The sequence below is a fragment of the Pseudomonas brassicacearum genome (assembly GCF_003732265.1).
Taxonomy (GTDB): domain Bacteria; phylum Pseudomonadota; class Gammaproteobacteria; order Pseudomonadales; family Pseudomonadaceae; genus Aquipseudomonas; species Aquipseudomonas brassicacearum_D.
The window spans coordinates 1-299 of sequence record NZ_MOBK01000111.1 but is presented as its reverse complement, the minus strand read 5'-3'; the positions used below and the strand labels follow the sequence as shown (position 1 = coordinate 299).

The 299-nt window shown below is 58.9% G+C and carries 1 protein-coding gene; it reads right to left on the bottom strand.

Translation table 11 applies throughout. The features are described from left to right. A partial coding sequence (locus BK660_RS30295) for an aminotransferase class V-fold PLP-dependent enzyme (RefSeq protein ID WP_123436407.1) occupies positions 1-299 on the bottom strand: 299 nt, incomplete at both ends.

Sequence of the window (299 nt, the reverse complement as noted above, 5' to 3'; positions counted from 1 at the left end):
AGCCGGTGTGGCACATAAGCAACAGCGTCCACGCACAGCTTGGCGCCCACCGGATGCACGCGGCGCGCAACCTCGGCGACTGGATTGATCGAGGCTAGAATATTCGAGGTGTGGGTCATGGCCACATAACGGGTTGTGTCATTGAGCAAGACCTGCAGGTCGTCCAGCTCCAGCTCACAACTGTCCTGGTTGACCTGCGAAACGCGCAGGGTCGCACCGCGGCTTTCGCACAGCTTGACCAAAGGGCCGATATTCGCCTCGTGATCGCAATTGGTGACGATGATTTCATCGCGTGGAAC